9 protein-coding genes and 1 pseudogene are annotated in these 8673 nt (G+C 74.8%); 3 read left to right on the top strand and 7 right to left on the bottom strand.

Annotation, left to right across the window (positions count from 1 at the left end):
• Positions 1–159: 159 nt before the first annotated feature.
• The 4 genes from ACFV4F_RS40980 to ACFV4F_RS40965 all read right to left on the bottom strand — a co-directional run bounded on the left by ACFV4F_RS40980 (position 160) and on the right by ACFV4F_RS40965 (position 2802).
• Positions 160–789: a SigE family RNA polymerase sigma factor gene (locus ACFV4F_RS40980; protein ID WP_380439786.1), complete on the bottom strand. Its 630-nt coding sequence runs from the start codon at positions 787–789 to the stop codon at positions 160–162.
• Positions 790–971: 182 nt separating this feature from the next.
• Positions 972–1238, bottom strand: coding sequence for a metal-sensitive transcriptional regulator (locus ACFV4F_RS40975; protein WP_329931520.1), 267 nt, complete (start codon positions 1236–1238; stop codon positions 972–974).
• An 85-nt stretch (positions 1239–1323) separates the two neighbouring features.
• Positions 1324–1683, bottom strand: coding sequence for a PRC-barrel domain-containing protein (locus tag ACFV4F_RS40970; RefSeq protein WP_380510676.1), 360 nt, complete (start codon positions 1681–1683; stop codon positions 1324–1326).
• A gap of 186 nt (positions 1684–1869) precedes the next feature.
• A complete protein-coding gene (locus tag ACFV4F_RS40965; protein WP_380510673.1) occupies positions 1870–2802 on the bottom strand; it encodes a LysR family transcriptional regulator in 933 nt (310 codons plus the stop codon).
• 179 nt (positions 2803–2981) lie between these two features.
• Here ACFV4F_RS40965 and ACFV4F_RS40960 point away from each other — a divergent pair, with 179 nt between their 5' ends.
• Together ACFV4F_RS40960 and ACFV4F_RS40955 are read left to right on the top strand one after the other, a co-directional pair.
• Entirely contained in the window at positions 2982–4283 is a 1302-nt protein-coding gene (locus tag ACFV4F_RS40960) for an MFS transporter (RefSeq protein WP_380510670.1), read from the top strand.
• Between the two features lie 167 nt (positions 4284–4450).
• The gene (locus tag ACFV4F_RS40955) at positions 4451–5185 is read left to right on the top strand and encodes a DUF4097 domain-containing protein (RefSeq protein ID WP_380439793.1); all 735 of its coding nucleotides are present in this window, start codon (positions 4451–4453) and stop codon (positions 5183–5185) included.
• On the opposite strand, the gene ACFV4F_RS40950 is transcribed toward ACFV4F_RS40955, so the two are convergent.
• Together ACFV4F_RS40950 and ACFV4F_RS40945 are read right to left on the bottom strand one after the other, a co-directional pair.
• Positions 5166–6077 (bottom strand): alpha/beta fold hydrolase, encoded by a 912-nt coding sequence (locus ACFV4F_RS40950; protein ID WP_380510667.1) that lies wholly within the window; start codon positions 6075–6077, stop codon positions 5166–5168. The two genes, ACFV4F_RS40955 and ACFV4F_RS40950, sit on opposite strands and share 20 nt — an antisense overlap.
• 92 nt (positions 6078–6169) lie before the next feature.
• Positions 6170–7375, bottom strand: coding sequence for a LuxR C-terminal-related transcriptional regulator (locus tag ACFV4F_RS40945; RefSeq protein WP_380510664.1), 1206 nt, complete (start codon positions 7373–7375; stop codon positions 6170–6172).
• A 160-nt stretch (positions 7376–7535) separates the two neighbouring features.
• On the opposite strand from ACFV4F_RS40945, the gene ACFV4F_RS40940 reads away from it, so the two are divergent.
• Entirely contained in the window at positions 7536–8240 is a 705-nt protein-coding gene (locus ACFV4F_RS40940) for a VC0807 family protein (RefSeq protein ID WP_380510661.1), read from the top strand.
• On the opposite strand, the pseudogene ACFV4F_RS40935 reads toward ACFV4F_RS40940, so the two are convergent.
• Positions 8230–8673, bottom strand: a pseudogene (locus ACFV4F_RS40935) (hypothetical protein); the annotation flags it as partial. The gene ACFV4F_RS40940 and the pseudogene ACFV4F_RS40935 overlap by 11 nt on opposite strands.

The following is an 8673-nucleotide window of genomic DNA, read 5'->3' as shown; positions in this document are numbered from 1 at the left end:
GGGGGGGGGGGGGGGGGGGCGGGGGGGGGCGCGCGCCGGGGCGGGCCCAACGGGCGCGCGCGAGGCTCGGCCCCGGCGGCCTGGGTGTGCTGCACCGGCTCGGGGGCCAGCTCAGCGGCACCGCGCAGGGCGCGGGCGAAACCGTCCTCGAACATGTCGTCAGTGGGCATGGCGCAGCACCGCCTTCTCGGAGGAGGGGTTGGGTCCGCCGGTTCCGTTCGCACTTCTCGTCGTACCGGTGCCGGCCGTGTCCGTGGATCCGCCGAGGACGGCGTCGATGTCGTCGCCCAGGACCCCGCGCAGGCGGGCGAGGGCCCGGCGGCAGCGCGCGCGGACGACGGTGCCGCTCAGCCGAAGCGCGGCAGCCGTCTCCTCGACGCTGCGGTCCTCCCAGAAGCGCAGCACCAGCACGGCGCGGTCCGACGCCGGGAGTTCGGCGAGGGCGCGCAGCAGCGTCAGCCGCAGCGCCGGGTCCGGGTCCTGCACGCCGACCTCGGGGAACTCGTCGGTGACGCGCTCGGAGGCGCTGCGCTTGCGGCGGTACGACAGGAACGTGTTGACCAGGACGGTCTGCGCGTAGCCGCTGGGGTTGTCCAGCCGGGAGATCTTCCGCCACTTGACGAAGATCCGGCCGAGCGCCTCCTGCACGAGGTCCTCGGCGAGGTGGACGTCACCGCCGGTGAGGAGGAAGGCGGTCCGGTGGAGGTGCCGGGCGCGGGAGGCGACGAAGTCCGGGAAGTCCGGCCGGGGTGGCTCGGCCGGGGCGTCCGGATTCGATGATTGATCCATACCTTGGTAACGCGGTGGGGGCCGGGGCGCGTGACAGCATGATCGTCAGACGATCGTACGGATGTGCGTGCACCCCGAAGTGCGCACACATCCGTACGTCCGAGCCAGGGGTCGGGCCGGGTTCGGGCCGGGGTTCGGGCCGGGGGTCAGGTCACGGTTCAGGCCGGGGGACGGGCCGGGGCTCAGGCCAGGGCCAGGAACAGCTTCTCCAGCTCCGCCTCGGTCATCGGCGCACCGTCCTCGTCGGCCGCCGCCATGCACTGGCGCATACCGCTGGCGACGATCTTGAACCCGGCCCGGTCGAGGGCCCGGGACACCGCGGCGAGCTGGGTCACGACGTCCTTGCAGTCACGGCCCGCCTCGATCATCGCGATCACACCGGCCAGCTGGCCCTGCGCGCGACGCAGCCGGTTCAGGACCGCGCCGACCGCCTCCTCGTCCACCTGCATGTCCGGGCCACCTTTCACGTCGGCTGTCGACTGGCCAGTGTACCCGGTGGGGTATCCGGGCCGGGGCCCCGGCCGGCCACCGCCCTCAGCGCCTCGCCAGGCGCCGCTCGCCGCCGGCACCGGTCGCGTACGGGAGTTCGTAGTGCGCGAAGACGGCGGGCTCGTCGACGGCGGGCAGGACGTCGTCCGTGCCGATCGCGGGCGCCTGCTTGACGACGCTCTTCGGGAACGCGACCTTGACGTAGCCCGGTCCGACCACGGCCCCGTCCAGCGGGACGAAGACCAGCCGGCGCCCGGACATCACGCCGACCGTCACGGTCGCGAAGAAGGGCTCGTCGGTGGACGTCTCCACGTACACGGACTCCAGCGAGCCGATCCGGCCGCCCTTCTCGTCCACGACCGCCTGGCCGCGCCACTCCCGGATGTCCGCCATGCCGATCACCATGACCCGTCCGCCTTCCCGTCGACGACCTGGGACTCCCATCCTCCGCCGGAAGCCCCGGCTACGCCCGACGAGCGATCCGCTCACCCGAGCGGGTGACAGCACGGGCATGGAGTCGGCGGCGGGAGCAACACGGGGAGCACGGGCGATCGGTGCTCGCACGACCGCCGGTCCTGAGCGCGGGACCACCTACCGCCGGGCCCAGTCCGGGGCCCAGGTGGGGCCCTCGGGGCGGGCGTCCGGGATGGCGGCGAGGTGGGTGCGGAGCGCCCGCAGGGCGGGGTGCGGGTTGTCGCGGTGCCAGATCAGCGAGTGCGGGTAGACCGGGACCGGGTCGTGCACCGGGACGCGGCGCAGGTCGTGGCCGGCGGGCCAGACCAGGCGGGTGCGGGCGCCGGCCAGGGTGGCCAGGCCCGGGGTGTCGGCGATGACGTCGAGCAGCGCGTCGGAGCCGAAGTTGGGGCCGGTGCCCTCGATCGTGAGCCCGAACGCGGCGCAGAGGTCGTCGTAGTAGGCGCCCCACTCGGTGCCGGGTGCGCTGCCGGGGATCCAGATGCGGTGGCCGGCGAGCCCGGCGAGCGTCACCGAGCGGGCGTTCGCGAGGGCGTGGCCCGGGCCGGTGAGCAGGTCGTGGGGCTCGTCGAGGACGTGCGCCGTCGCGATCTCCTCGGGCAGCTCCCGGCCGGGGGCGAGGACGGCGCGGAAGGAGGCGTCGATCGTCCCGGCCAGGAGCGCGGCGACGGCGTCGTCGGCGGTGTGCAGGTGCACCACGTCGAGCTCGACGTCCGGGTGGGCGCGGTGGAAGTCCCGCAGCAGTCCCGACGGGGCGATCCGGGAGGCGATCACGTCGACGCGCAGCGCGCGGCTGCCCGGCCGCACCGAGGCGGCGGCCCGCTCCGCGACGCGCAGGAGCTCGCGGGCGTGGGGCAGGAACGCCTGTCCGTCGATGGTGAGTTCGGCGCCGCGCGGGGTCCGGTGGAACAGCCGCACCCCGAGGTCCTGCTCCAGCGCGGCGACGCGCTTCGAGACGGCCTGCTGGGTGACGGCCAGCTCGGCGGCGGCGTCCTGGAAGCTGCCCGCCGTGGCCGCGGCCACGAAGGTCCGTACGGCGTTGAGGTCCATGCCGCGAAGCCTAAGGGCACAACGGATGGTTGTACGGTGCCGGGCCCGCGGTTGTTTGATCCCTGGTGGGGCGGGCCGGTTTGATGCTCCCGGTCGCCATTCGGTTGTACCGCCGGTGGTTCCGGTCCGAGAGGGGTGCGCGGGGGATGTGGGGCAGGAAGTCCTTGGGCGGGCGGTCCTTGAGCGCGAAGGCGCCGGGGAGGCAGTCGCCGGGGAGGCAGTCGCTCGGGAGGGCGTTCGGCTGGCTCTGGGCCGCGTACGGCACCAGCGCGATGGGCACCCGGCTGGCGTTCGGGGCGTTCCCGTTCATCGCCGTCCACCTGCTGCACGCCGGGGCGTCGGCCGTCGCCGGGCTCGCGGCCGCGGGCGCGGCGGTCGGCGCGGTCGTGGCCGTGCCGCTCGGGCCGTGGGTGGAGTTCCGGCGCAAGCGGCCGGTCATGATCGGGATGGACCTGCTCCGCTGCGCGGCGCTCCTGAGCATCCCCGCCGCCCACGCGCTCGGGTGGCTCGGTTTCGGCCAATTGCTGGCGGTGTCGGTGGCCGTCGCGGCGGCGGACATCACCTTCGGGGCGGCCTCCGGCGCGTACCTCAAGAGCATCGTCCCGCCGGAGGGGCTGCTGGCCGCCAACGCCCGCTTCGAGTCGACGATGTGGACGACGACCGTCCTCGGGCCGCCGCTCGGGGGCGCGGCGGTCGGGCTGCTCGGCCCGGTCGCGACCGTCGCGGCGGACGCGGTCAGCTACCTGCTCTCTGCCCTCGGCATCCGGGCCATCGGCGGCCGGGCGGCGCGGCCCCCGCGCGGCGGCTCCGCGCGCCTGCGAGCCGGGGAACTGCTCCAGGGCTGGCGGTTCGTGCTCGCCAATCCGGAGCTGCGGCCGCTGTTCCTCAACACCGTGCTGGTGAACGCCCTGATCATGGCCACCGAGCCGGTGCTCACCGTCCTGCTGCTCGGGCCGCTCGGGTTCGCGCCGTGGCAGTACGGCCTCACCTTCGCCGTCCCGTGCCTCGGCGGGCTGGTCGGCTCCCGGCTGTCCGGGCCGCTGGTCGCCCGGTTCGGGCGGCGCCGGGTCCTGCTCGTCTCCGGGACGCTGCGGGCGTGCTGGCTGCCGGGGCTGGTCCTCGTCGGTCCCGGCGGGCCCGGGATGCTGCTGGTGATGGCCGTGGAGTTCGGGATGATCCTCTGCATCGGGGTGTTCAACCCGGTGTACTCCACCCACCGGCTGGAGCGGGTCGCGCCGGACCGGGCCGCCCGCGTGCTCACCGCGTGGTCGGTGAGCGCCAAGGCCGCGACGGCCGTGCTCACCGCGCTGTGGGGCGTGCTCGCGGGGGTGACCGGTCCGCGGACCGCGCTCGGCCTCGCCGGGCTGTGCCTGCTCGCGACCCCGTTGCTGCTCCCCCGGCGCGGGCGGGCGGCGGAGCCCGTACCGGCGGCGTCGGCGGTTTCGGGAGCTTCGGGGGCTTCGGGGGCTTCGGGGGTCTGAAGGCTGCTCCGGCGGGTGGTGCCGGGTCGTGCTGTCGGGGGCCTGGGTACCGGTCCGATGGTGGTGCCTGCTCCAGGGTAATTGGGGGGCTGGCCCTATCGCCCCGGGCTTGGCGGCGCGACTACCGTCCCTCGTGTACGGAATTTCGGACGACAGGGGGGTTGGACATGGGGTCGCAGCACCGGTACGTCGGGGCGGTCGTGGTCGCCGGGGCGGCCGCACTGGCCGTCGCGGCTCTCGGCGGCTGCTCGCCGACGAAGAGCAGCTTCCAGGACGACGCGACGGTCTCCGACCGGATCACCGCCGTCCGACTGGACACCGACGCGGGGAACGTCACCGTGGAGGGCAGGCCGGGGGCCACGCAGGTGTCGGTCCACCGGTCCGTCGAGTACGGGCACGGCAAGCCCGACGGCACCACGCGGGTGGAGAACGGCACGCTGGTGCTCGGCGGCTGCGGGGACGACTGCTCGGTCGGCTACACGGTCGAGGCCCCGGCCGGGCTGCCGATCAGCGGCCGGACGTCGGCCGGGGAGATCCGGCTCTCCCGGGTCGGCGAGGTCGCCGTGCACACGAGCGCCGGCGGCATCACGCTCGACGACGTCGGCGGGCCGGTCGACGTCCACACCTCCAGCGGCAGCATCGTGGGCACCACCCTGCGGGGCGAGCGGATCCAGGCCCGCACCAGCAACGGCGACATCCGGCTGACCCCGGCCACCGCGCAGGACATCACGGCCAGGACGTCCAATGGCGCCATCACGGTGACGGTCCCGGCCGCCGCCTACCACGTGAGCACGTCGACGAGCCACGGGAACATACGCGTCGGGGTCGGGGACGACCCCGGCGGTCGCTACCGGCTCGACCTCACCACGTCCAACGGCGACATCACCGCGGCGACGGGCTGAGGAGTCCCCCGGCGACGGGAGCCTCCGCGGCACCGAGGAACTCCTCGACCAGGCCGACGAACCGCTCCGGCTCCTCCACCCACATCCGGTGGCCGGAGCGGGCCAGCACCTCCAGCCGGGCCCGGGGGTGGCAGGCGGCCACGGCGCGGGCCGGGTTGGTGCCGATCATGCCGTCGAACGCACCGGCCAGGACCAGGACGGGCGTCGCGGCGGCGGCGAAGCGGGCCAGCCGGTCGCGGAGTTCCTCCGGGGCGGCGGAGCCGGCGTAGAAGGCCTCGCGGTACCACGGCAGCGAACAGGCGTGCTCCGGGCGGTACTCGGCGGCGGTGTCCGCGGTCCAGGTGTGCCAGAAGAAGGGCAGGATGCGGCGCTGCAGCGCGGCCGGTCCGGCGGCGCCCGCACCGCCCTCGGCGAGCAGGCGGTCGGCCTCGGCGGCGTCCGCGTACCAGGGCTCGCCGGAGCGCGAGGCCCGCAGGGCCGCCAGTTCGGCCTCGTCGGCCTCGCGCGCCGCCCGGCCGACGGGTGCGGCGAGCACGGCCCGGCGGACACGGTCGGGGTGGGCGGCCAGGTACTCCTGCGCGGTGAGGCAGCCCGCCGAGTGGGCGAGCAGGTCGATCCGTTCCAGGCCGAGGTGCCGGCGCAAGGCCTCGACGTCACGCGCCTGGTGGACGAAGGACACGGTGTCCCGGTCCGCCGGTACGTCGGAGTGCCCGGTCCCGCGCGGGTGCACGAGCACCAGGGTGCGCCGCCGGCCGAGGCCTCCGAGGTCGCCGAGGTACCCCGGGGCCATCCCGGGCCCGCCGGGCAGGACGACCAACGGCTCGCCCCGGCCCGCACGTTGGCAGCTGATCCGGGACCCGTCGCAGGAGGTGTACGAGAGGAAGGTCGACATACGGCAAACGATCACACGCCGGGGCCGCGGCCGTCCCCGCGTTCCACATATTGGTCCAGACCAGCAGGCGGTCAAGGGCTGATGACGGACCTTCAGAGCCAGCCTCGCTCCTTGGCGCGGAGACCGGCCTCGAAGCGGCTGCGCGCGCCGAGGCGGGCCATCAGGGCGGCGGTGTTGCGGCGGACGGTGCGGACGGAGAGGGCCAGCCGGTTGGCCACCGCCTCGTCGGTCAGGCCCTGGCTGAGGAGGTCGAGCAGACCGCGCTCGTGACGGGTGAGTTCGTCGCTGCGCGGGCCCGGCACGGCCTCGCCCCCGGCGAAGCCGGCAGCGCCACCGGGGGCGACCAGCGGCTCGGCCGTCACCCAGACGGCCTCGAACAGGGCCCGCAGTGCGGCGACCACACCGGGGGCGGTGATCAGGACGGCGTCCAGGCAGTCCGGGTCCAGCGTCGCCGGGACGATCGCCGCCGTCCGGTCGAAGACCAGCATCCGGCGCAGCGGCGTGACCGGGACGGTGCGGATCTCGGCGCCGTGCGCGGTCAGAACCCGGGCGTAGGCCAGGCTCGGCTCGTGCCGGCGCACGCTGTCCGGGTACACCGAGCGCATCCGGATGCCGCGCGCGAGACCGTCGAGGGTGAGCCCCAGTGCGTTGGTGGTCGCGACGGCGCCGCTGGTCCGGGTCTGGAACGAGATCGTCTCGAACCGGTTCCCGCGGGCGAGTTGTTCGATCCGGGCGACGACGGTGTCCTGGCCGATCAGTCGCTCGGTGTCGCGGTGGCGGATGCCCGGTTCGGCCATGGCGTACTCGGTGAGGAGCCGGGTGACGGTCGTCCGGGTGCGGTCGAACTCCGCCTGCTGGGCGAGGAGTCGGGCCTCCTGGCGGGCCAGCAGCGCACGCAGGCCCTCGCTGGGGTCGGCGAGGCACAGCGGGCCGGGCTCCGCCGGGTCGGCGCAGCCGGTCGCGGAGCCCGCGGGCGGCGAGACGGCGGGCGGCGCGGTGAGTGGCTCGCTCGGTGGCTGGGCGGGCGACTCTGCGGACGATGCGGCCGGTGGGTCGGCTGGCGGATCGGCCGGCGGGTCGGCTGGCGGATCGGCCGACGGCCATGCGATCGGTTCCGGCCGTGTCCGGATGGACGGCCTGAGTAGCCCCGCCGCGACGAGCCGGTCCAGTGCGTCCCCGACCTGCCCGGCCGTCAGGCCCAGCCGCGCGGCGATCTCGGCGTGGTGCGTCACGCCCTCACCCAGCATCAGTCCGTACACGGCCCCGGCGTCCCGCCCGAGGCCCAAGCCCTCGTACACCCTCTGACCTCCCCCGATGTCCCCCGCTGGCGCGATCCTGCCACTGGCCGGATGCTGCCCGCCGGCGATCTTCCCACAGCACGCCACGGGCCGTCAGACTCTCGTCCGCCGCCAACCGCACCCTGGCGCGGCATGCCCGAAGGCCGTAGGAGGAAGTCCCATGTCCCAGCCCGCCTCAAGCCCCGCCCCCAGGCCCGGACGCGCCCTCCGGGTGCTGCTGGACTGGGGGCCGACGCTGCTGTTCAACATCCTCGCGCCGGTGCTGACGTTCAACGCGCTCAGCGGGCACGGCACGTCGGACGTCAACGCCCTGCTGATCTCCTCGGCCTGGCCGGTCGCCGACCTCGGCGTGTACTTCCTGCTGCACCGCAGGCTCGACGAGTTCGGGATCTTCACCCTGGTCACGCTCGTCCTCGGGGCGCTCAGCGCGCTCGCGTACAACACCACCGAGCTGATCTTCATCAAGGACTCCGCGCTGACCGGTCTGATCGGCCTCGGCTTCCTCGCCACGCTGTTCGCGCCGCGCCCGGCGATGTTCTACTTCGGCCGCAAGTTCGCCGCCGGCGGCACCGCCGAGGGCGTCGAGCGCTGGAACGGCCTGTGGGTGCACGAGGGCTTCCGGCGGGGCCAGCGGCTGCTGACGGTCATCTGGGGCGTCGCGTTCGTCGTGGAGTCGGCGCTGCGGATCGCGCTGACCTACGTGCTCTCGACCAAGGCCATGGTCACCGTGAGCAGCGTCATGCCGTGGGTGTTCCTCGGCGGCCTGATCTTCTTCACCATCACCTGGGGCCGCCGCCGCCAGGCCCGGATGCAGGAGACCCTGGGCCTGTCGGACGACCGGATGCCCGCCCCGCCTACCGCCTGAGTCGCCCGGCCGCCGTGGCGCGGTGGTGCTCGGCGTACCGGCGGAGCACCGGCTGGAGGTAGTCGACCTGCGGGCCGGCCAGTGCGGCGGCCTCCTCGGGCGTGGCGATGAGGGCCATCGCGTCGAACTCCGGCTCGACGCCGCGCGAGCGCTCGTCGGCGAGCATCGCCTCGAAGTCCTCGCGCAGCGCGACGGCCGAGCGCGGCGGGGCCAGGTAGAGGACGCCGACGTTGCCGTTGGTGGTGTGGACGACGATCCACCGGCTCAGCGCCCCGGGGTCCGTGTCGCGCCCCCTGCACAGCCGGAGTTGACGGGGGGGGTGGCGCGGGGGGGGCGGGCTGCCGGCGCGCTTTGGCTCACCACCCCTGGAGCTTCCCCGTCCCCCCCGCCCGGGGCCGCCCCCGGGGCGGTGCTGGGCGAGTGGGAGGGGGAA

Origin of the sequence: Kitasatospora sp. NPDC059722 (assembly GCF_042733235.1) — a bacterium.
In the GTDB taxonomy this organism is placed as follows: Bacteria; Actinomycetota; Actinomycetes; order Streptomycetales; family Streptomycetaceae; genus Kitasatospora.
This window is presented reverse-complemented; position numbering and strand designations above follow the sequence as displayed.